Annotated in this window: 16 protein-coding genes and 4 pseudogenes; 9 read left to right on the forward strand and 11 right to left on the reverse strand. The window is 64.4% G+C overall.

Annotation, left to right across the window (positions count from 1 at the left end; all coding sequences use genetic code 11):
- Window positions 1-157: 157 nt before the first annotated feature.
- The 3 genes and pseudogenes from nhaA to ACZ5KU_RS18255 form a co-directional block, all read right to left on the reverse strand.
- Window positions 158-1,515 (reverse strand): annotated as a pseudogene (gene nhaA, locus ACZ5KU_RS18245) (Na+/H+ antiporter NhaA).
- 162 nt (window positions 1,516-1,677) lie between these two features.
- Window positions 1,678-2,318: pseudogene (locus tag ACZ5KU_RS18250) on the reverse strand (DUF1109 domain-containing protein).
- Window positions 2,308-2,892: a sigma-70 family RNA polymerase sigma factor gene (locus tag ACZ5KU_RS18255; RefSeq protein ID WP_054056964.1), complete on the reverse strand. Its 585-nt coding sequence runs from the start codon at window positions 2,890-2,892 to the stop codon at window positions 2,308-2,310. The pseudogene ACZ5KU_RS18250 and the gene ACZ5KU_RS18255 overlap by 11 nt, the downstream one beginning before the upstream one ends.
- A gap of 217 nt (window positions 2,893-3,109) precedes the next feature.
- Between ACZ5KU_RS18255 and ACZ5KU_RS18260 the strand changes: the two genes are divergently transcribed.
- From ACZ5KU_RS18260 to ACZ5KU_RS18275, 4 genes are read left to right on the forward strand one after another with little or no spacing between them, the layout of a single operon-like run.
- On the forward strand, window positions 3,110-3,403 hold the full coding sequence (locus ACZ5KU_RS18260; RefSeq protein ID WP_054056965.1) for a BufA1 family periplasmic bufferin-type metallophore: 294 nt from the start codon (window positions 3,110-3,112) through the stop codon (window positions 3,401-3,403).
- A 1-nt stretch (window position 3,404) separates the two neighbouring features.
- Window positions 3,405-4,229 (forward strand): MNIO family bufferin maturase, encoded by an 825-nt coding sequence (gene bufB, locus ACZ5KU_RS18265; protein WP_054056966.1) that lies wholly within the window; start codon window positions 3,405-3,407, stop codon window positions 4,227-4,229.
- Window positions 4,226-4,978, forward strand: a complete 753-nt coding sequence (locus tag ACZ5KU_RS18270) for an HvfC/BufC N-terminal domain-containing protein (protein WP_054056967.1) — start codon at window positions 4,226-4,228, stop codon at window positions 4,976-4,978. The genes bufB and ACZ5KU_RS18270 overlap by 4 nt, the downstream gene beginning before the upstream one ends.
- Window positions 4,979-4,989: 11 nt before the next feature.
- On the forward strand, window positions 4,990-5,403 hold the full coding sequence (locus ACZ5KU_RS18275; RefSeq protein ID WP_239687910.1) for a DoxX family protein: 414 nt from the start codon (window positions 4,990-4,992) through the stop codon (window positions 5,401-5,403).
- Between the two features lie 19 nt (window positions 5,404-5,422).
- Here the strand turns inward: ACZ5KU_RS18275 and ACZ5KU_RS18280 are convergent, their stop codons facing one another.
- Together ACZ5KU_RS18280 and ACZ5KU_RS18285 are read right to left on the reverse strand one after the other, a co-directional pair.
- Window positions 5,423-6,586, reverse strand: coding sequence for a 2Fe-2S iron-sulfur cluster-binding protein (locus tag ACZ5KU_RS18280; RefSeq protein ID WP_464735946.1), 1,164 nt, complete (start codon window positions 6,584-6,586; stop codon window positions 5,423-5,425).
- A pseudogene (locus ACZ5KU_RS18285) lies at window positions 6,579-8,097 on the reverse strand (phytoene desaturase family protein). The gene ACZ5KU_RS18280 and the pseudogene ACZ5KU_RS18285 overlap by 8 nt, the downstream one beginning before the upstream one ends.
- Before the next feature lie 205 nt (window positions 8,098-8,302).
- Between ACZ5KU_RS18285 and ACZ5KU_RS18290 the strand changes: the two are divergent.
- On the forward strand, window positions 8,303-8,926 hold the full coding sequence (locus tag ACZ5KU_RS18290) for a TetR/AcrR family transcriptional regulator (protein WP_054056971.1): 624 nt from the start codon (window positions 8,303-8,305) through the stop codon (window positions 8,924-8,926).
- Between the two features lie 16 nt (window positions 8,927-8,942).
- On the opposite strand, the gene ACZ5KU_RS18295 is transcribed toward ACZ5KU_RS18290, so the two are convergent.
- On the reverse strand, window positions 8,943-9,788 hold the full coding sequence (locus tag ACZ5KU_RS18295; RefSeq protein ID WP_054056972.1) for a fumarylacetoacetate hydrolase family protein: 846 nt from the start codon (window positions 9,786-9,788) through the stop codon (window positions 8,943-8,945).
- Between the two features lie 306 nt (window positions 9,789-10,094).
- On the opposite strand from ACZ5KU_RS18295, the gene ACZ5KU_RS18300 reads away from it, so the two are divergent.
- A complete protein-coding gene (locus tag ACZ5KU_RS18300) occupies window positions 10,095-12,170 on the forward strand; it encodes a TonB-dependent siderophore receptor (RefSeq protein WP_464737418.1) in 2,076 nt (691 codons plus the stop codon).
- A gap of 67 nt (window positions 12,171-12,237) precedes the next feature.
- Here the strand turns inward: ACZ5KU_RS18300 and ACZ5KU_RS18305 are convergent, their stop codons facing one another.
- The 5 genes and pseudogenes from ACZ5KU_RS18305 to ACZ5KU_RS18325 all read right to left on the reverse strand — a co-directional run bounded on the left by ACZ5KU_RS18305 (window position 12,238) and on the right by ACZ5KU_RS18325 (window position 16,506).
- Window positions 12,238-12,789, reverse strand: a complete 552-nt coding sequence (locus ACZ5KU_RS18305) for a DUF2857 domain-containing protein (RefSeq protein ID WP_054056973.1) — start codon at window positions 12,787-12,789, stop codon at window positions 12,238-12,240.
- 55 nt (window positions 12,790-12,844) lie between these two features.
- Complete coding sequence (locus ACZ5KU_RS18310; protein WP_054056974.1) at window positions 12,845-13,042, reverse strand: hypothetical protein; 198 nt, start codon at window positions 13,040-13,042, stop codon at window positions 12,845-12,847.
- 308 nt (window positions 13,043-13,350) lie between these two features.
- A pseudogene (locus ACZ5KU_RS18315) lies at window positions 13,351-14,513 on the reverse strand (iron-containing alcohol dehydrogenase).
- 77 nt (window positions 14,514-14,590) lie between these two features.
- On the reverse strand, window positions 14,591-16,378 hold the full coding sequence (locus ACZ5KU_RS18320) for an acyl-CoA dehydrogenase C-terminal domain-containing protein (protein WP_464735947.1): 1,788 nt from the start codon (window positions 16,376-16,378) through the stop codon (window positions 14,591-14,593).
- The gene (locus ACZ5KU_RS18325; RefSeq protein WP_464735948.1) at window positions 16,375-16,506 is read right to left on the reverse strand and encodes a hypothetical protein; all 132 of its coding nucleotides are present in this window, start codon (window positions 16,504-16,506) and stop codon (window positions 16,375-16,377) included. Before ACZ5KU_RS18325 ends, ACZ5KU_RS18320 begins: the two co-directional genes overlap by 4 nt.
- A 100-nt stretch (window positions 16,507-16,606) precedes the next feature.
- Here ACZ5KU_RS18325 and ACZ5KU_RS18330 point away from each other — a divergent pair, with 100 nt between their 5' ends.
- The 3 genes from ACZ5KU_RS18330 to ACZ5KU_RS18340 all read left to right on the forward strand — a co-directional run bounded on the left by ACZ5KU_RS18330 (window position 16,607) and on the right by ACZ5KU_RS18340 (window position 20,173).
- The gene (locus ACZ5KU_RS18330; protein WP_464735949.1) at window positions 16,607-17,506 is read left to right on the forward strand and encodes a LysR family transcriptional regulator; all 900 of its coding nucleotides are present in this window, start codon (window positions 16,607-16,609) and stop codon (window positions 17,504-17,506) included.
- Between the two features lie 283 nt (window positions 17,507-17,789).
- On the forward strand, window positions 17,790-18,701 hold the full coding sequence (kdgD, locus tag ACZ5KU_RS18335) for a 5-dehydro-4-deoxyglucarate dehydratase (protein WP_054060954.1): 912 nt from the start codon (window positions 17,790-17,792) through the stop codon (window positions 18,699-18,701).
- A 104-nt stretch (window positions 18,702-18,805) separates the two neighbouring features.
- Entirely contained in the window at window positions 18,806-20,173 is a 1,368-nt protein-coding gene (locus tag ACZ5KU_RS18340; RefSeq protein WP_464735950.1) for an MFS transporter, read from the forward strand.
- The last annotated feature ends 74 nt before the right edge of the window (window positions 20,174-20,247 follow it).

The raw sequence follows: 20,247 nt of genomic DNA on the forward strand, positions 1-20,247 counted from the left end.
CCCGAAGAACGTGTCTCGCCACGGCAGCTTCACAAGCCGCCGTGCAACGCCGCCAGGCTGCGATGTGTTCGTGGCTATCTCTCCAAGACAGTACACCACAGAGAGAACACTGCCCTGGCTGCCTGAAAAAATGAATTAAGGCGCCAGGGCCGGACAATCAGGATCTGACGCGCCGGAAAACGAACGCCCCCAGCCCCCAGAGCAACCCGAGCAGCGCAGCGCAGCCGGAAGCCGACAGCACACCCAGCTTGGCAATCCCCAGCAGGCTCTGGTCGGTGTAGGCCAGGCCGGCAATGAAGATGGACATGGTGAAACCGATACCGGCCAGCAGACCGATCAGCACCACGCCCCGCCACTCCACGCCTTCCGGCAGTTGGCAAAGCCGCGTCTTGACCAGCACCAGGCAGGACAGCACCACTCCGAGCGGCTTGCCCAGGACCAGAGCCAGGAAAACGCCGACCATGACCGCCTGGGTAGACCCGGAATCCAGCGACAGATGGCCCATCTCGACCCCGGCATTGGCCAGCGCGAACAGCGGCATGATGCCGTAGGCCACCCAGGGATGCAGGGCAACCTGCACGCGCTTGACCGGTGCCAGCAGTTCACGATGGGCCTGGCGAATCCGAGCGAGCGGTTGATGCACGGCATCGTGGTCCGGACGCTCACTGACGTGGACGACCAGCTCACGAATGGCCTGGCTGAGGGTCGCCAGCGGACGCTCCGTGGCGGGTCGGGAATAGACCGGGGTCATCAGCCCCAGCACCACCCCGGCCAGGGTTGGATGCACGCCCAGGATGGCAAAGCCGGCCCAGAGAATGGCGCCCGGAATCAGGTACAGCCAGGCATTGGCGATCCCCATTCGCTGGAACAGCAGCACCGCCAGGATCCCCGCCAGCGCCACCACGGCGCCCAGCGGATTGAGTGAGCTGGTATAGAACAGGGCGATGATCAGCACCGCCACGATGTCGTCGATGATCGCCAGGGCGAGCAGGAACACCCGCACCCGGAAGGAATCGTTTTCCCGAGAAGGGCGAGCACCCCGACGGCAAAAGCGATATCCGTCGCCGTCGGCACGGCCCAACCGCTGATGGACGCATGGCCGGCGTTGAAGAACACGTAGACCAGGGCCGGCACTGCCACCCCGCCCAAAGCCGCCATGACCGGCAGTGTCGCCATACGCATGTTGGACAGGGAACCGTCCTTCATCTCAGAGCGGATCTCCATCCCGACCACCAGGAAGAAGATCGTCATGAGGCCGTCATTGACCAGGTAGTGCAATGTCGCTCCGGCGGAAAAACTGCCCAATGAAATGCTCAGGCGGGCATGCCAGAAGGCCTCGTAACCGACAGATGTCGGCAGGTTGGCCCAGAGCAGGGCGACGATGGCGGCAATGAGCAGCACGATACCGCTGACCGCTTCGATATGACTGAAGCGTTCGATGGCGGCGAGCGCCTGCTGGGTGAGTTGCTGAACGCGAGGGATAGAGTGGGACGCGGGTGTGTTGGGTGCGGGCATGAGCCATCCTCACCAGCGGCCCGACCGGCGTAAGTCTTTAACCTGCGCCTTTCGATGGAAAGCCACACCCCTGTATATCGTAGGGTGAATGCCAGTGTGGCTGCAACCCGGTCGAACCGATATACCAGGCCCTGCGCTGCGAACCGATCGGGTTCGGGCCCGCTACCACCTCAATAGTCGCGGTCCCAACCAAGCCCCCAGCACCGTGGGCAGCAGCATCCCGGCCAGATACCATACGCACCAGAAGGTCACGTTCATTTCCGGACAATGCAGACAGTAGGCCAGCGTGGCGGTGGCGCCCGCCAGCAAACCACCGGCAGCCCCTGCGGCGCGCAAGCGGGTCGGATTCATCGTGCGCAGCACCCACACATTGGCGACCAGCGCCGGTAGCGAAAGCAGCGCGATGTTCAGCGCGCAGGTTTTCCAGGTGGTGCCGAACAACAGGCCTGTGCGATCACCCGCCGATGCGCCGAACCACTCCAGAGCGCCCCCCAGCCACACCAGTGCCACCGGTATGAGCAATGCTCCTGCGGCCGGCCCGGTCTTCACGCCAGGGCGAGCGAGACGGTGCACCAACACCAGTGCCACGCCCAGCAGTACACCCGGCAAGGCCAGCTTGGCCCAGAACAGCGGCGTACGTGCGACCTCGGCCAGGTCCGGGCGCACGCCATACAGGCTGGCCATCAGCAGCACGGCACCCAGCCCGCCGGCGGCCAGCGCCAGTACCAGGCGGCGCGCCAACACATGGGGCGGCACCCGGGGTTGCCGGTGGCCAGCAGCCCGATCAGTTCGTCAGTGTTCATCGTTACGCTCACCTCGAATCATTTTCGCCAGGCTTTTCAGGCCACGGTGAATGTTCACCTTCACCGCGGAGATGGACTGCCCCACCTTGTGCGCGGTTTCGTCCACCGACAGCCCTTCGAGCTTGACGTACTCGATGGGCAGGCGCTGCCGGTCGGGCAGCTGGCTCAGCAGGCGCCCCAGGTCCCGGCTCGCTTCGGTGGCCTGGTCGTCAGTCTCGGCGAACCATTCGGCCTGATCGTCCAACGGCAGCTGCCGATCCTGGACGCGTCGTGCCGTGCGCAGGTAATCAGCCAGCTTGTAACGCCCGATGGCTTGCACCCAGGCGGTGACCGGCTGCCCGGGCAGGTAGCTGTGTCGTGCATTGTGCACCGCCAGCAGCACCTCCTGCACCACATCCTCCACCTCCGCCGGCCGGCCGATCAGACGCCGCCCCAGAAACGCGCGCAGGTGACCGGCCAATGCCGTGAGGAACGCCCGATAACTAGCGGCATCACCGGCCAATCCGGCGAGCAGCAGGCTCTTGAGCTGTTGTTCACGCTCGGCAAGGCGTTCCTGATGGTTAGTTCGTTGCATACGCTGCCCTGGTTACAACCCGTGGCTGAAAAATGCACGGGCCGTTGCAAGCGGCAGATCCTACCCAAGCTCCCGGCGGACTCACAAGATCGACCCAAACAGACCCTCTGAAAAAAAATCGGTACCGCTGTAACCAAACCTCAGGGCGCAACGAATTAGCTACTGACCACTGCGAACAGTGGCCCATTCAATCCTGAACATCATTGGAGTCCACCTCATGAAAGCTATTGCCCTCAGCGCCGCCGCCCTCGCCCTGGCCGCCCTCGCCGGTACCGCCATGGCCGACACCACCAGCCAAGGCGCCGCCATGAGCAAGAACCCGGCCATGGAAAAATGCTACGGCGTGGCCAAGGCCGGCGAGAACGACTGCAAGGCCGGTGCCGGTACCACCTGCGCAGGCACCGCGAAAAAGGACTATCAGGGTAACGCCTTCAAGGAAGTGCCGGCCGGCACCTGCACCGGGATCATGACGCCCAACGGCGCCGGCTCGCTGACCCCGAAAAACGCCTGAGATGAACAGCACCGCCTCACTGGGCGCAGGGCTGGGGCTCAAGCCCCAGCACTTCACCGAGGCACTCGAGGCCACAGCCCCCGGGTTGTGGTTCGAGGTGCACGCGGAGAACTACCTGCTCGGCGGCCCCCGCCGTGCCTGGCTCGAACGCCTCGGCCAGCGCCATCCACTGGCCCTGCACGGGGTATCGCTGTCACTGGCTGCCGACGCCCCACCCGACCCACAACACCTGGCCCGCCTGCGCCACCTGGCTGATGCCGTGGCGCCGGTGCTGGTCTCCGAACACCTGGCCTGGGCCACCTGGCGCGGCCACTACTACCCTGACCTGCTGCCGTGCCCACGCAGCCGCACGGCCCTGGCACGTATCGCCGACAACGTCGCCCGCACCCAGGATGCACTGGGCCGGCGCATCGCCGTGGAAAACCCCAGCCATTATCTGCACCTGGAAGGCCATGAGCTGGACGAGCCGGCGTTCCTCGGAGAACTGGCCCACCTCAGCGGTTGCGGCCTGCTGCTGGACCTGAACAACGTTTACGTCAGCACCCACAACCTCGGCCAACATGCCGACGTCTACCTCAGGGACTTTCCTCTCGACCAGGTGATGGAAGTGCACCTGGCCGGGCATCGCGCCGACCACGCCAGCGCACTGCTGATCGACAGCCACGACACCGAGATCAGCGAACCGGTCTGGGCGCTCTACCGGAACCTGTTGGCACGCACGGGGCCCCTGCCCACCCTGATCGAACGCGATGACGCGCTGCCGGACTTCGACACGTTGATGAGCGGGCGCACGCAAGCGCAAACGCTGCTGGAGAACACGCCATGAGTACCCTGGCCCGTTTTCAGGACGACTTCGTCGCGGCCCTCTACCAACACCCGGCACCGGCGCTGGAGTCGCTCACCGCACAGCCGGGTTTCGCCGTGTACCGCAACACCGTGCGAGCCGCGTGCATCGACGCCCTGTGCGACAACTTCCCGAGCGTGCTCACCCTGGTGGGCGAAGCATGGATGCGGGCCGCTGCGGACACCTACGCCCAGGCACACCCCCCCATCGATGCACGGCTGGCGCTGTATGGCCATGAGTTCCCGGCATTCCTGGCGGAACATCCCGGCGCCCAGCACTTGCCCTACCTGCCGGATGTGGCGCAGTTGGACCGACTCTGGCTGGAAGCCTTCTGCTCGACGGTAGAAGCGGCCCTGGCGCCTGCGGCACTGGCCAGCGTCGCGCCGGAAGCGCTCGGCAGACAGGCACTGCGCCCCCGCACCAGTGTGCGCTGGCAGTGGTGCGCGCAACACCCGGCCCATGCCTTGTGGTACTGCAGCCGTTTCGAGGGCATCGCCCGGCAGCCAGCCCATTGGCACGGGGAAGGCACCTTGCTGGTCGGCGAACTGGACGGGGTCACCCATGCGCCCCTGAGTGCTGGCGCGGTGGCCTTTCTCGACGCCTGCGCCGACGGGCTGTCGCTGGACGCCGCCAGCACCCACGCCCAGCGGCGTGAACCGGATCTTGATTTCACAACGCTGTTCGGCACGTTGATGGCCGCACAGGTCTTCGCCCCTCTCCCACTCGAATGAAGGTACCTTCCATGAACGCTTCCGTGCTGACCCGCCTGCTGAGTGACAACCTCCTGTTGCTGCTGGCCCGCCTGGGCATCGCTTCGGTGTTCTGGCTCTCCGGGCGCACCAAGGTCGAAGGCCTGCTGACGATCAGGCCCGGCACCTATTCGCTGTTTCGCGATGAATATGCCCTGCCCCTGCTGCCCCCGGAGCTGGCGGCACACCTGGCCACCTACGCCGAGCATCTGTTCCCCCTGCTGCTGGTGCTGGGCCTGGCCACCCGGTTCTCGGCCCTGGCCCTGCTGGGCATGACCCTGGTGATCGAGATATTCGTCTACCCCGATGCCTGGCCGACCCACCTGACCTGGGCCGCCCTGCTGTTGCTGCTGGTCGGCCGCGGTGCTGGCAGTTGGGCGCTGGATCGACGCCTGGGTTGGCGCTGAAATCGCGGTAGTCGCCCTTTCAGAGCAGGATTTCGATATCTCCCGTGGGGAACGCGACACAGGAGTAGATCCAGCCGAAGTCACGATCGGACTTGCGCAAATGGGCCTCCTGCGGATTGAACACCGTGCCACGAAGCAACTTGACCCGGCACAGGCTGCACTCGCCTGAACGGCAGGCGTTTTCGGTGCCGTAGCCATTGCGCTCCAGGGCATTGAGCAAGGGCTCGCCCACGCGGCTGCGGAACTGACCGCGCCCATTGACCGTGACGGTGACCTCATCATCCAGTGAGACGCCTTCAGGCCACCCTGGCTGCTCATTCGGCGCCTTGGGCGCACCATTGGCCTCGACGCGGATACGTCGACGCTTCACACCCAGTGCCATGAGCAGCTCGATACAACTGTCATTGAACGGCGTGGGACCACACACGTAGAACATCTTGTCGCCGATCTCGCCGAGCAGTTGCTGCAGCAGTGGCTGCGTCAGGCGACCGGTGTGGCCCCGGTGGTCGGCCGGAGGACGGGAAATCACCTCGCTCAAGGTGAAGTGGGCATGGCGATCGGCCAGGCCACGCAGTTCATCATCGAAAATCACATCATCGATGTAGCTGTTCACGTAAATGAGGTGGAAACGGTACGGCAGGCCACGCTCGAGGATGTCCAGCAGGATACTGCGCGCCGGCGCACCGCCCGAGCCGCCGGCCAGGAACACCAGGTCATCGCCATGGAACAGCGGATTGTGGTGAAAGCTGCCCATCGGCCCGGAACCGAGCAGGCGCTGCCCCACCACGCCCCTGTCGAGCAGATAGTTGGACACGAAACCACCTGCGGCCCGCTTCACCGTCAGGTCGTAATGGGAACGCTGCGCGGGCGAAGAAGACATGGCATAGGGTCGAGCGGTGGCCACGCCATCGATGTCGACGAACAGGTTGATGTACTGCCCGGCCTGGAACGGTGGCAGCACGCCACGGTCCGCGGCGACCAGGCGCAAGGTCCGGGTGCTGGCGGTCTCATCGATGATCTCGGCGACCTCCAGTTCCAGCCGCTTGGGATGCAACTGCACCACGGTGCTGGCGACCTCCCCCCTGATTTCGCGGAAGTCGCTGCCCGTCCGCTCCAGCACCTCCTTGGCTTGCCAGGCTTCACGAAAGCCCGCGACGGCATTCAGCAGGTTCTGCTCAGACATGCTCCACCTCCCTGGTTTTCAACTGTTTGAGCACCGCCCTGGCGGTGGATTCACCCGCCATGTAGGTCGGCTGGAAGCCGCCCATGGTGGTCCATGAGCCGGCGATATAGAGACCGGGCACACCCTCCAGGCGCTCGCGCAGCAAGGCCGAATCCTGTGTGCTTTGCTGGAACCCATAGATGGCGCCACCCGGCGTATTGAGATAGCGCATCATGGTCAGCGGCGTGGCGACTTCGACCTCCTCGATGTACTGGCGCACCTTCGGGTAGACCTTCTCGATCACCCCGATCAGTTGCTCGGCGAACGCGTACTTGGTTTGCGCGTAATGCTCCGGCGACACGGCCTTCCAGGGCTCGGCATATTGCAGGCAAACCAGCACCACCTGGCTCTTGCCGGGGGGCGCGGCCTCGGGATCTTCGAGGTTGTAGCAGGTCAGCATGCCGCCCAGGGGGGGTCCAGGCTGCCCATGCGCTGGAAGATCTGCTCTTCGTCCAGGGTCTCGTAGATGAAACTGGACGCTTGCGTAACGCCCAGCTCCTGCGGGGTGCAATCCAGGCCCAGGTAGATGACGAAGGCCGAGGTCCCCATGCGCCGGGATTTGAAATCCTGCCGGACCTTGAGCGGGGGCTGCTCGAGATCCAGCAACTCGTTGAAGGTGGTCAGTGGGCTGGCATTGGACACCACGGCCGCACAGGAAACGCTCTCGCCCCCTCAAGGCGTACACCACTGATGCGACCGTCGCGGGTATGAATCTTCTCTACGCCGCAGTTGAAACGGACTTCGCCACCGGCTTCGAGAAACGACTCCACCAACGCACTGGACAAGGCCTGGGAGCCGCCCTTGATATGCCAGGGCTTGAATGCCGCGTAGGCATACAACATCGCGGCCAGGTCCGGAAACGGCAGCCTGCTGGGGGGCACGCCGAGGTAGAGCCAATAGGTGGCCACCACCCGCTTCAGCTTGGGGTCGCTGAAAAATTCGTCCAGCACCTCCTTCACCGAACGGAAACCGTACTTCACGAAGCACGGGCACATCGACTCGAGCATCGCCTGGCTGTTGCTGCGGCGCGCCTGGGGCAGGGTCATGAAGCTTTCCACGGTGATCTTCTCGCAGAGCGCCAGGAAGTCCGCAATCGCCTGGGATTGCGCCGGAAACAGCCCCTGCAGGGTATCGCGCACCCCCGACCAGCTGGCAGGCAGGGTGACGTCGATCTCCCCCGGAACCACCAGGCGATACAGCGCCTGCTCCTGGACGAACTCGACCTTGTCCAGCACGCCGAGCTTGTCGAACAGCTTGCGCATGACGAAGGGTTTGTCCTCGGTGCCCAGGCCGCTGAGCTGGTGCAGCGCCACTTCGAACTCGAAATCGCCACGCACGAAGGACGTGGCGCAACCGCCCGGAATGTTGTGGCGCTCCAGCAGCAGGGTGCGACAGCCGCCCCGCTGCAAGGCCGTTGCGGCGGTCAATCCGGCGTTGCCAGCGCCGATCACGACGGCGTCATAGTGTTGCATGTTCTTCCCCTTAACTTATCAGTGCTAAGATCACGCTAAAAAAACACCCCGGACGGGCTGGCCTCCGTTCGCACGACTCACGACTTCGGCCTCATTGTGGGGCACAGGCTACGAAGCAATCTTAGCACTGTCAAGATACTTCGCCATGCTAAGATCGTGACCACGCCAATACCTTCCAATCTCCTGCTGTCGAGACCACCCCCGCATGACCAAGACCTCCGCCCGCTCACGCGATACCTACCACGTGGGCAACCTGGCGCCGCAACTGCTCGACGCCGCGCGACAGATGCTCGAGCAAGTGGGACCGACCAAACTCTCGTTGCGGGCGGTTTCGGAGCGGGTCGGAGTCAGTTCAACGGCGGCGTACCACCACTACGCGAACCGCGCGGAACTCATCGGCCATCTGGCCGCCCAGGGTTTTCGCGAACTGGGCAAGGTGCTGGTGATCAGGGATGCCCACAGCGAAGGCGTGCGGAAACTGCGTAACGCGAGCCTGGCCTACTTCAGCTTCGCCCGCGGCAACCCGGCCCTGTACCAGTTGATGTTCGGCCCCGAATTCGCCAACGGCGAGATGATCCCGGAGCTCAAGGTCGCGCGCGAAGAGGCGTTCGGCGAGCTCAAGCGCATCATCGCCGAAATACTGGGGCTGGATGTGCAGCATGCAGAAGTGCGCCGGGCCGCCCTCGCCGGCTGGTCCTATACCCATGGCCTGGCATCGCTGGTGATCCATAACGTCCTGCACTTCCCGGCCGGGACCACCGACGAGCGTTTCGTCGACAGCACCCTGCAAGGCTTTGCGCAGTTGTTCAAGGTCGAGAACCGGGACTGAACCCGACGAGCAGTCCTCAGGCAGCGGACACGACCGTCTGCTGCTGTTCACCCAGGCCCTCGATCCACAGGCGAACCGTGTCGCCGGGCTTGAGCCATTGCGGTTGCGGCTTCATGCCCATGCCGACACCCGGCGGGGTACCCGTGCAGAGAACGTCTCCCGGCTGCAGGGTGATGTAGCGGCTGACGTAGGAAACGATCTGCGCCACCGTGAAGATCATGGTGCGGGTGTTGCCGGTCTGGCGGCGCTCGCCATTCACGTCCAGCCACATGTCCAGGTTCTGCGGATCGGCGATCTCGTCGCGGGTCACTAACCAGGGCCCGATGGGACCGAAGGTGTCGCAACCCTTGCCCTTGTCCCACTGCGATGACTGCAGCTGGAACGCACGCTCGGAGACGTCGTTGACCACACAGTAACCGGCCACGAAATCGAGGGCCTGCGCCTCGGAAACCGAACGGGCCTCGGTACCGATGACCACCCCCAGCTCCACTTCCCAGTCCAGCCTGGTCGACTCGCGCGGTTGCACGATGTTGTCGTGCGCGCCACAGATACAGGTGATTGCCTTGGTGAAGATCACCGGTTCATCCGGAATCGCCATGCCGGCTTCTTCGGCGTGGTCGCGATAATTGAGGCCAATGGCAATGAACTTGCGAATCCCCGCCACCGGCGCGCCATGGCGAACGCCCTGCTCGACCAGCGGCAGCGAAGCGATGTCGAGCCGGGCGATGCGTGCCAGGCCGGCTGGCGTGACATCGTCGGGCGTGATGTCGTCCAGGTGAGCCGACAAGTCACGGATACGTCCCTGGGCGTCTACAAGGCCCGGACGTTCCTGTCCGGGTTGGCCAACACGGCAGAGCTTCATCTGATTGTTCCTCATCGTGCGGGGCGCGTGTTCCACGGGCCCTGAAAGGGAAACCTGCCGATACGGGCGGCATCCGGCGCCAGCTCGAAAACAAGCGGACCGCCAGAGTAGCACCGATCGCCGCCAGGGCACTGCACCCTGGGCTCGTCATGATCCGTTGCGCGCTATGAAACCACTTGTCCGCTGGGTAACAAGATCGACACATTTGGTAATGATTATCATCTTGATTAAGAATAGTGTTTCCTTTTGACATATCAGGAAACATGAATTTTGAATCCTTGCCTTTCCACCACCACGCTGCTACTGATGGGCGCTATCAGTGTGCTGCCGCAGGCGAACGCCGCCGACGAGCTCACCCTGCCCGCTACGCAAATTCAAGGCACTGTCACTCAGGGCGACACCCAGAGCGAGGGCTACCAGGGACAGCCCTCGTCCAGCACCACCAAGCTGGGACTGACGGACAAGGAAACGCCACAAGCCATCACCACCATCACCCGCGCCCAAATGGATGACTTCAAGCTCAATGGCGTCAAGGACGCCCTGCGTTCCGCCCCTTCGGTGACGGTGGAGCAGAGCGAAACCGACCGCACCGAGTTCACTTCTCGCGGCTTCGATATCGGGACGTTCGAGTACGACGGCATGGGCATGCCGTTCGCCCAGACAATCCTGATCGGCGACCAGGACATGGCCGAATACGAGCAGATCGACGTGCTCCATGGCGCCAATGGCCTGATGAGCGGCACCGGCAACCCATCAGCCACGGTCAACTTCGTGCGCAAGCGGCCGACCGACACCTTCCAGGCGCAGATCGACACCAGCGCCGGCTCCTGGGACAACCGCCGAATCGACATGGACGTATCGGGCCCGCTGACGGAAAGCGGCAACGTACGCGCACGCTTCATCTACGCCCACGACAAGGGCAACGCCTGGCTCGATCGCTACAGCCACGAAAAGAACGTGGTCGCCGGCCTGCTCGCGTTCGACCTGTCCGATGCCGACACCCTCACGGTCGGTTTCTCGCAGCACAACAGCGACGCCAACGGCAGTACGTGGGGCAACCTGCCCCTGGTGGACAGCAACAACAACCCGATCCACTACCACAGCCGCAGCTCCAGCGTCGGCCAGCCGTGGACCTACTGGAACATGCACACCCAGCGTGCCTTTGCCGAGCTCAAGCATGATTTCGGCAACGGCTGGAACGCGACGATCACCGCCACCGGGATCACCGAGAAACAAGACACCAACATGCTCTATGTTTCCAGCGTCACCGGCGATGACGCCACGGCGTTTGCGGCCCATACCACCAGCAAGGCCCACGAGTTACTGGGTGAGGCGAAGCTCTCCGGCCCGTTCAGCCTGTTCGGGCGCGAACATGAGCTGACCGTCGGTGCCAGCTATGGCCGTACCCACCAGACGGCACGCGAATACGATGCCGCAGCGGCGGGTTACTACCCGACCTCATTTGCCAGCATTCTTGCGGGCACCGAAACACCGCCGCCGCTCATCTACACCAGCGATACCAATACACAGAACTTCACCGACGCCCAGAAAAGCCTGTTCGCCGCCACGCGCTTCAGCCTGGCGGACGACCTGCACTGGATCGCCGGCGCGCGCATGCTCAGCGCCGACGGCTCGGGCGACAGCTATGGTGTCGACCACTCCCAACGCGAACATGGCAAGGTCACGCCCTACACCGGCCTGGTCTATGACCTGAACAGGCAGTGGAGCCTCTACACCAGTTGGACGAAGATCTTCAATCCGCAGTACGGCACGGTCGGCATCGACGGCAAGCCACTCGCCCCACTCGAAGGCAAGAGCCTGGAAGCCGGGGTGAAAGGCAGCCTGATGGATGATCGCCTGACCCTGACGGGAGCCGTATTCAAGACCGAACAGAGCAATGTGCCGTCCAACAGCCGATACATTCAGGTGGGTTCCCAATACCGCTACTACACCGATGACTACAAGAGCCACGGCATCGAGTTGCAGGCTAGCGGCGAAGTGCTGCCCGGCCTCGACCTGCTGGGCGGCTACACCTATGTGCGAATCGACGGTGCCGATGGCGACCGGGCACGCAAGTACGTGCCCAAGCACAGCGTCCACGGCATGCTGACCTACCGCCTGCCTGGCCTGCCACAGGCCAAGGTCGGGACCCGGGTGAGCTGGCAGAGCGCCGTACAGAATGACGTGTACAGCAGCATTCGCCAGAATCCCTATGCCGTGGTCGACCTGATGGCCAGCTACGATATCAACCGCAACTGGAGCACGTCGCTGAACCTCAACAACGTCACCGACGAGAAGTACCTGGTGTCCCTGTACAACGGCACGGCCAGCAACTACGGCGCACCACGCAACCTGACCGCTTCGCTGACCTGGAAATACTGAGGGCCTTCACAAGGGGCCTCGGGGGCTGGTCCCAGGAACCGGCCCCTGCGACCCGCTCAGCCACGCCTCACACCAGTTCCTCGTCAATCCAGCCGCGGATCAGGCTCCAGACCATGGCCAGGTTCAAGGTCGGCTCGCACTCGGTCATCAGCATCGCCACCTGCAGCACCGAGCGCGGGTCCTGTGTATCGGTATCCAGCTCCTTGGTCAGCCGGACCCAATGTCCCCACAGACGCATTTCCCCGTCCTGACTGACCGTTGGCCAGCGACCCTTGCGGTACGGTATGCCCAACATGGTGCGGCGGATGGCGACTTCCTTGGGCGACAGCCCGAACAGTTCGAGGATCATCGGCGAGCTGGCCCCCAGGCGGAGCGCCCGGCTGATCTGCTCCTCCTCGTCACTGTCGCGGGTGCGCGAGAGCAGCCGCTGGACGACATCACCGTCGACCAGCACCTTGAACCAGGGCACCGGCGAGTTCACCAGGGCGCCCATGCAGCGCGGGTCGATCAGGGTCTGCAGGTCCTTTTCCTCAAACCCCATGGCCAGGCAATTGCGCAACTGACCGGTCTTGATGTTGTTCATGATTTGAAAGGCGACAGCCAGATTCAACGGGTGCATATAAACCTCTACCATTCCATGGTCGGATGACGGCCCGTGCGTGGGCCAGACTGCTTCACGCCAGAACGTCCGCCGGGCCGGGAGCGTGCTCGTCACGCCGGCCGAACTCGACGCTGAGGATCTCGACACCCGCCCAGCCCTCCACGTGGCTGGCCAGTTCGAACAGAAAACCGTCGCGCCGCAATGACTCCTGGTTGATTCTGAGCAGCACCATGCAGGTCTGGTCAGCGCTGATATCGGAACTCAAATCCATTTGTGTGTACTCCCTGTGATCGCTATCGCAGCCGGGTGCGACGGACTGGTGGTTGAGCCGGTGCGGAGAACTTTCCTCAGGCCGCTCGCGAATCCACCTCGGTGGTTCAGAGCTCCCTCCTTCACTGCACCGCTCGATTTTGTGCTGCCCCTAATTATGTAGTCGCTCCACGCAAGGCTATCTGTAAGACAAAGCGTCCCTCCTGCGGGAAAAAACGGGCGTCATTTGTGGGGCGTTCAGGGTGGGGGCCTTTTCGGATCCGAGCCGCCGGCCCGCGAGCGTCCCATGGCGGGCGCTCGCCGAGCCCTTCAGAACGCGGCTTCGTAGATCGCCAGGGCATCGGCCAGCCGGACCTCACGCGGATTGTTCACCAGCAGCCGCTGTTGCTGCATCGCGTCCTCGGCCAGTTGCCGGAGACGCTGGCGAGGCACGTCCACATCGCGCAGCCGGGTAGGTAAACCGCAGCGAGGCGCCAGTTGCGCCAGTTCCTCGATGAACTGCTCGCAGCGTGCCGGCGGATCACCGGCCCGCAGCCGCTCGCCGAGCAGCATCGGCGCCAGCTCGGCGTAGTCGGCAAAGGCTTCGGCGCGGTTGAAGCGCATCACGTGCGGCAACACCAGGGAATTGGCCAGCCCATGGGGCACGTGGAACTGCGCCCCAGCGGATAGGCCAGTGCATGCACCGCCGCCACCGGTGCGTTGGCGAACGCCTGCCCGGCCAGACAGGCGCCCAGCAGCATGGCCTGGCGGGCCGCGAGGTCGTCCCCCTGGTGCACGGCCTGGTCGAGGTTGGCGGCCAGCAGACGCAACGCCTCCCGGGCCAACAGGCTCGACAGCGGGTTGCGCCTGATCCTGCTGGTGTAGGCTTCGATGGCATGGACCATGGCATCGATACCGGTGGCCGCCGTGATCGCCGGCGGCAGGCCGAGGGTGAGCCGGGCATCGAGCAGCGCCAGGTCCGGCAGCAGGATCGAGGCCACCACGCCCATCTTGCTGGCTTGCCCGGTGGTGATCACCGCGATGGGCGTGACCTCCGAGCCGGTGCCGGCGGTGGTCGGAACCTGGATCAGCGGCAGACGCCGGCCCTGGGCCCGGTCGACGCCGTAGATGGCCTGCAGGTCCTGGTTGCATTCGGGATGAGCCAGCAACGCCACCAGCTTGGCGACATCCATCGAACTGCCGCCACCGAAACCGACGATCAACTCGGCCCCGATGTGGCGGGCCCGCTCGACCGCGGACTGTACGCAAGTGTCACTCGGGTCGGCGCAGACATCGCTGAAGATCGCCACGCCCAGCCGGGCCTGGGTGAAACCGGGCAACAGCTCATCCAACAGGCCCAGGCGGATAATGCCGGGGTCGGTGACGATCAGTACCCGGCGGGCGCCGCGCTGCTGACACAATGACGCCAGGCGGGCGGCCGCGCCCGGTTCGCAGAGCAGTTGTGGCGTGGTGGCGAAGCTGAAAGGCTGCATGTCCCTATTCCTCTTGTTCTTGTATTCATGGCACTCGCCGTGGCGCGGCCTGCGCGAACGGCAGCAGGGAAAACCGGCTAGAAGGCGAAGTGCTCCTCGCTCATGACCATCAGGCACGGGGCGCCGCCGAGCAGCGCCTCCCGATGGGCACCGGCGCGCGGCAGCAGCCGTCGCCAGTAGAACTCCGCCGCCTGCAGCTTGGCCTGGTAGAACGCCCGGTCATCCGTGCCACGGTCAAGCGCCGCGGCGGCACACACCGCCGCCCGCAACCACAACGCCGCCAACAGCACGTAGCCAGAATAGGCGAGGAAATCCACCGACACCGCGCCGATCTCCTGGGGATCGGCCCGGCAGACATCCAGCACGTGCTGGCTGAGGGAACGCCACTGCTCCAGGCGCTGGTCCACCACCCGGGCCATCTCGTCCAGGGCGGGATCGCTGCAGGCAGCCACCTCATCGAGCAGTTCCCGGATCAGTTGTTGCACCTGCTCGCCACCATCGGCCAGCACCTTGCGGCGAATCAGATCCAGCGCCTGGATACCGTTGGTGCCCTCGTACAGCTGGGTGATGCGGCTGTCGCGCATCAACTGCTCCATGCCCCACTCGCGGATATAGCCGTGCCCGCCATGGACCTGCACCGCCAGGCTGGAAACCTCCTGGCCGACGTCGGTGAGAAAGGCCTTGACGATGGGGATCAGCAACGCGGCCCGGCGGCCGGCGGCGGCGCGGGCCTGTGGGTCCGGGTCGCCGTGCTCCAGGTCGAGCTCACGGGCCACGCACGCCGCCAGCAGGCGGCAGCCTTCGACCAGGGTCTTCTGGGTCAGCAGCATGCGGCGCACATCGGGGTGGCTGATGATCGGGTCGGCGGCGCGCCCGGGCACCACCGGCCCGGCCAGGCTGCGCGACTGCAGGCGCTCGCGGGCATAGGCCAGCGCCCCCTGGAACGCCGCCTCGGCAATGCCCAGGCCCTGCAGGCCGACCTGAAAGCGCGCATCGTTCATCATGGTGAACATGCACGCCAACCCCTGGTTGGCCTCGCCCACCAGCCAGCCGCGGGCGCCGTCGAAGTTCATCACACAGGTGGCTGCACCGCGGATGCCCATCTTGTGCTCCAGGGCGCCGCACTCGACGGCATTGCGTCGCCCCACGCCGCCGTCCGCACCCGGCTCGAACTTCAGCACCAGGAACAGGCTGATGCCCCGCACACCGGCCGGTGCCTCCGGCAAGCGGGCCAGCACCAGATGCACGATGTTCTCGCTCAGGTCCTGGTCGCCACCGCTGATGAAGATCTTGCTGCCGCTGATGCGGTAGCTGCCATCCGCTTCCGGTTGGGCCCGTGTGCGCAGCAGCGCCAGGTCGGTACCGGCCTGCGGTTCGGTCAGGCACATGGTGCCCGTCCACTCGCCGCTGACCAGCTTGCCCAGGTAATCGCGCTTGAGCGCCTCGCTGCCGTGGCGATGCAGGGCCAGCACGGCGCTCTCGGTGAGCCCGGAGTAGATGCGAAACGACAGCGAGGCGCCCATCAGCATTTCATGGAAACTGGCCGAGACCAGCTGCGGCAGGCCCTGCCCCTCGTACTCGAGCGGGCCGGTCATGGCGGCCCAACCCTGTTCGACGTATTGCCGATAGGCCTGGGCAAAGCCCTCCGGGGTCAGTACCCGGCCCTGCTCCAGACGACAGCCCTGCTCGTCGCCCTGGCGGTTGAGCGGTGCCACCACCTCGCTGGCGAACCGTGCGCCCTGCTCGAGGATGCCATCGATCGTCTCGCCGTCCAGGCCATTGCCAAGGCGGCGGCAGTGCGCCACCCCATCGAAGACCTCATGGAGCACGAAACGCATGTCACGCAAGGGTGCCCGATAGTTCATGCCCGGCCCTCCCGCACATCGGCCAGCCGCGCCAGGATCAACCCCAGGTCCTGCGCGGTGTCGAGCACGGCGGGCGAAGTCACGGCGCCGATAACGGCGGTTTGCTGAACGTGGTAGGGGTGGCTCACTCGCGGCGCTCCTGAATCGATGATCGAAGGGATTGCCGCAACCCTAGTCAGGGCCCTAGTATTTTTGAAATTTTAATTTTGCATCCCATGTATTCCAGCCATGAATATATCGACCTTCGATCTCAATCTGCTGCGGGTGCTGGACATGCTCCTGCGCGAACAGAACGTGTCGCGGGCCGCCGAGCGCCTGGCCCTGACCCAGCCGACCGTGAGCAACGCCCTGGCCCGCCTGCGCGACCTGCTGGGTGATCCGCTGCTGGTACGGGTTGGCCGGCACATGCGCCCCACGCCTCGCGCCCTGGCGTTGGAAGGGCCGATCCGCGCCGCGCTGCAACAGATCGAACAGACCCTGGGCAGCGACAACAGCTTCGATCCCGGCCGCAGCCACCGCCAGTTGCGCATCGCCCTGACCGACTACGCCGAACAGCTGTGCATGTCCGGGCTGCTCGCCACCTTGCAGACCCAGGCGCCGCACCTGCGGGTCGATGTGGTGCACCTGGCACCGAGCCTGCCGGTGGAAGCCCTCGACCGAGGCGAGCTGGACCTGGTGCTCGGCCGCTTCGATGAGTCTCCCGCGCGCTTCGAACGCCGCCACTGGCGCAGCGAAACCCTGCGTATCGCGGTACGTCGCGACCATCCGGTGGTGAACGCAACGCTCGACCTGGCCACCTTTCTCGGCCTGCGCCACCTCTGGGTGCATGGCGGCCAGACCCGCGGCATGGTCGACCAATGGCTGGCGGAACAGGGCCTGTCGCGGCGTATCGTCTACACCACGCCCAACTACCTGCAGGCCGCGCACCTGGCGGCGGAATCGGACCTGTGCGTGGTCCTGCCGACCGCGCTGGCCATGCACTTCGCGCAACTGCTGCCGCTGCAACTGTTCGAACTGCCGTTCGCGCTGGAGCCGTTCCAGCTGGAACTGGTCTACCTCGCGCACCGCCAGCACGACCCGGCGCTGGCCTGGCTGGTGGAACGGATCATGGATATCCGCGCGACCTGAGGAGAGGGTCGAACAGGTTGTCGACCGCCAATCGTACGACAACTATCTTCCTAGCCTTCTGCCAGTGAAGAGCCCCGAGTGGCACGTCCTCAGCCGCAGCAGCCTTCGACCACCCAGGGCTCAACCTTTATAACCGGGCGATCTACCTGAGCTGACGCGGTACCTTCGTAAAGGCACCCACCTCGCCGATCAAGAAAAATGGCACTAGCTTTCGTTTAAGTTGTACGATAACTTACCTCTACAGAAATTCCTTCCACCCTCGTGCCACTGGATACCTAGAACAATGACGCCACAAGAACTGAAATCCATCCTTTCCCACGGCCTGCTGTCCTTCCCGGTCACCGACTTCAATGCCCAGGGCGACTTCAACGCCGCCGGCTACGTCAAGCGCCTGGAATGGCTCGCACCCTACGGCGCCAGCGCCCTGTTCGCCGCCGGTGGCACCGGTGAGTTCTTCTCCCTCGCGGCCAGCGAATACAGCCAGGTGATCAAGACCGCCGTCGACACCTGCGCCCAGTCGGTGCCAATCCTCGCCGGTGTCGGCGGCTCGACCCGCCAGGCCATCGAATATGCCCAGGAAGCCGAGCGTCTGGGCGCCAAGGGCCTGCTGCTGCTGCCCCACTACCTGACCGAAGCCAGCCAGGACGGTGTTGCCGCCCACGTGGAAGCGGTGTGCAAATCGGTGAAGATCGGCGTGGTGGTGTACAACCGCAACGTCTGCCGCCTGAACGCCGACCTGCTGGAAAAGCTGGCCGAGCGCTGCCCGAACCTGATCGGCTACAAGGACGGCCTGGGTGACATCGAACTGATGGTGTCCATCCGTCGCCGCCTGGGCGATCGTTTCAGCTACCTGGGTGGCCTGCCGACCGCCGAGGTCTATGCGGCGGCCTACAAGGCCCTGGGCGTACCGGTCTACTCCTCGGCGGTGTTCAACTTCGTGCCGAAAACCGCGATGGACTTCTACAACGCCATTGCCCGTGACGACCACGCCACCGTTGGCAAGCTGATCGACGACTTCTTCCTGCCGTACCTGGACATCCGCAACCGCAAGGCCGGCTATGCGGTCAGCATCGTCAAGGCCGGTGCGAAGATCGCCGGCTACGACGCAGGCCCGGTACGGACCCCGCTGACCGACCTGACCGAACAGGAATACGAAGCCCTGGCGGCGCTGATGGACAAGATGGGCCCACAATAAGCGCGCCCCTGCGGACTGCCAACACCGCACCCGGAGCCGGGCAACCGCCGGCTCCGGTCACAACTCGTTAGCCCGCACAAAAATAACTAGTGGGAGTACAAGGCATGCAAGCGACTAAAAAGACGCATGTGCGCTACCTGATTCTGCTCATGCTGTTCCTGGTGACCACGATCAACTATGCCGACCGGGCCACCATCGCCATTGCCGGCTCCAGTCTGCAGAAAGACCTGGGCATCGACGCTGTCACCCTCGGCTACATCTTCTCCGCCTTCGGCTGGGCCTACGTGGCCGGCCAGATCCCCGGCGGCTGGCTGCTCGACCGATTCGGTTCGAAAAACGTCTACGCCTTCAGTATCTTCAGCTGGTCGCTGTTCACCATGCTGCAGGGTTTTGTCGGCGGCCTGCCGGTGACCTGGGCGGTCGTCACCCTGTTCACCCTGCGCTTTCTGGTCGGTTTCGCCGAAGCCCCGTCGTTCCCCGGCAACGCCCGGATCGTCGCGGCCTGGTTCCCGGCGGCGGAACGCGGCACGGCCTCGGCGATCTTCAACTCGGCGCAATACTTCGCCACCGCGCTGTTCGCGCCGATCATGGGCTGGATCGTCTACCACTTCGGTTGGGAACACGTGTTCATCGTGATGGGCGTGTTCGGCATCGTGTTCTCGGGCATCTGGATGAAGACCATCTACAACCCGAAACAGCACCCGCGCATCAGCCCGAGTGAACTCGAACACATCGAGCAGAACGGTGGCCTGGTGGACATGGACCAGAAACGCAGCAACGACGGTCCGAAGTGGCACTACGTCAAGCAACTGCTGACCAGCCGCATGCTGCTGGGCGTGTACCTGGGCCAGTACTGCATCAACGCCATCACCTACTTCTTCCTGACCTGGTTCCCGGTGTACCTGGTGCAGGAACGCGGCATGACCATTCTCAAGGCGGGCTTCATCGCCTCGCTGCCGGCCATCTGCGGCTTCATCGGCGGTGTGCTCGGTGGTGTAATCTCGGACTGGCTGCTGCGTCGTGGCCACACGCTGACCTTCTCGCGCAAGCTGCCGATCGTCTGCGGCCTGATGCTGTCGACCACCATGGTCTTCTGCAACTACGTCGAGGCGGAATGGATGGTGGTCGGCTTCATGACCCTGGCATTCTTCGGCAAAGGCATCGGTGCCCTGGGCTGGGCGGTCGTGGCCGACACCTCGCCCAAGCAGATCGCCGGCCTGTCCGGTGGCCTGTTCAACACCTTCGGCAACATTGCCTCGATCACCACGCCGATCGTCATCGGCTACATCATCAGCGCCACCGGCTCGTTCAAGTGGGCCCTGGTGTATGTCGGTGCCAACGCCCTGGTCGCGGTGTTCAGCTACCTGGTGATCGTCGGCCCGATCAGGCGGATCGAGTTGCGTGACGGCCCAAAGGATGAAGCGGCAACGGATGCCACCCCCACGATGAAAGTCGCGGGTGCGCGTCACTGAGCAAGAACCCGTGCATGCCCGCTACATCGCGGGCATGCACGCAGAACAAAGCCTGAGAAATCCATAAGAAAGGC

It is taken from the genome of Pseudomonas sp. Tof1 (assembly GCF_055390395.1).